1 protein-coding gene and 1 pseudogene are annotated in these 1,816 nt (G+C 70.3%); both read left to right on the top strand.

Going from position 1 to position 1,816, the window contains the following annotated elements; all coding sequences use genetic code 11:
• Positions 1 to 456, top strand: a pseudogene (locus K0M70_RS09970) (alpha/beta hydrolase); the annotation flags it as partial.
• Between the two features lie 12 nt (positions 457 to 468).
• Positions 469 to 1,816: tetratricopeptide repeat protein (locus K0M70_RS09965; RefSeq protein WP_290781721.1), on the top strand; the 1,348-nt coding region annotated here is incomplete at its 3' end.

Genomic DNA, 1,816 nt, shown 5'->3' with positions numbered 1-1,816 from the left:
GAGTCCGGGTCGCCGTTCTACCACTGGTACTTCATGAAGAAGTGGCGCAGCTCGCTGCTGCGCAAGCGCGCGCTGTTCCCGCAGCACCACGACTTCGACGACGCCGTGCTGGCCCAGGACATGCGCGGGCTGACCCGCTGGCTGGTGGAGCGCCACACCACCCTGGCCGACGTGGAGAACTATTTCGACGGCTACGCCGTTGCCGGCGACCGCCTGGCCAACCTGCAGGTGCCGGTAAGCGTACTGGCGGCCGCCGACGACCCGGTGATTCCGGTGGCCGGGTTCCCGGTGCTGCAGCTGCCCGGCCACTCCCGGCTGGAAATCGCCCGGTTTGGCGGCCACTGCGGCTTCCTCGAGGGCATCAGCCTGAGCGGCTATGCCGAGCGCTGGGTCACCGCCCGGCTGCTGGCCGCAGTCGACAGCGCCGCGCGCGTTACAATCCAGGCTTCCGTTTAGCCGAAGATTCCCATGCTCGCCAACATCACGCAGGCCATGCGCCAGGGCGACTACGCCGCGGCCCAGAAGGCCGCCCGCGAACTCGTCGCCGCCGAACCCCAGAACTTCGCCGCCCAGCACCTGCTCGGCATCTGCCTTCGCCACAGCGGCGACCTGGCCGGCGCCCGCGTTGCGCTGGAGCGCGCCATCGCGCTTTCGCCGGACCAGTCGGCGCTGCATTTCAGCCTGGCCTCGCTGGACCTGGCCGAAGGCAATTCCGAAGCGGCGCACGCCGGCCTCAAGCAGTCGCTGCAGCTCGATCCCAACCAGCTGGGCGCCTACGTCACCCTGGTGCACCTGGCGATGGGCCGGCGCGACCTGGACGAGGCCGAGCGCAACCTGCGCCTGGCCCAGCGCGTCAATGCCGACCATCCGCAGGTGCTCATTGCCCAGGGCTACCTTGCCCAGGCCCGGGGCGACGCCGAGCTGGCGCTGCGCTGCTTCACCGCCGCGGCCCAGTCCGACCCCAACCTGCAGGAAGCCCAGGTGGCCCTGGGCAAGTCCTACCTGTCGCGCGAGATGTGGCCGTTTGCCGAGCAGGCCTTCACCAACGCGCTGGCCCTGGACCCGACGCGTTCGATGGCCACCCTGCGTGCGCTCGCCCAGGCCCGCCGCAAGCAGGGCGACGTCGACGGCGCCCTGGACGTGCTCAATGAAATGATCCAGCGCAACCCGGAAGACTTCACCGTGCGCGGCGTGCGCGGCGAGCTGCTGGCCGCCAGCGGCCGTGCCCCGCAGGCGCTGGACGACTACCTGCCCATGCTCGACCGGCGGCCCGACCATGTGACCACCCTGGGCTTCGCGGCGATGATCCTGGCCGAAAACGACCGCCTGGACGAAGCGCTGGCGCGCAGCGAAGCCGCCCTCGCCAAGTCGCCGCTGGTGGACGAACTGTGGATGATCCGCCTCAACATCTCCGGCCGCCGGCGCGAAGACGCCAAGGCCTTGCTGGATCGGTGGCACGAAGCCAATCCGGCCAGCGCCGCCTGCGTGGAGATGATCGCCAATTATTTCCTGGCCAACGGCGACGCGGCGCAGGCCGAAGTCTGGGCCGACCGCGCGCTGGCGCTCAATCCCCTGCTGCACCTGAGCGGCGTGATCAAGATCCGGGCCCGCATGAAGGATGATCCGGAAGCCGCGCTGGCGCAGGCCGAAAAGATGCTCGCCGGGACGGCGCCGGGCAATACCGATGTGCTGCGCGAGCTGATCGGCTGGGCCGGCATGGCGCTCGACTCCCTCGGCCGCTATGACGAAGCCGCCCTGCGCTGGCGCGATCTGATCACCCTGCCGGTGCGCCAGATGACGCCGCCGGCGCCGGGGC

The sequence above is a fragment of the Arenimonas sp. genome, assembly GCF_019459675.1.
GTDB lineage: Bacteria > Pseudomonadota > Gammaproteobacteria > Xanthomonadales > Xanthomonadaceae > Arenimonas.
This window is presented reverse-complemented; position numbering and strand designations above follow the sequence as displayed.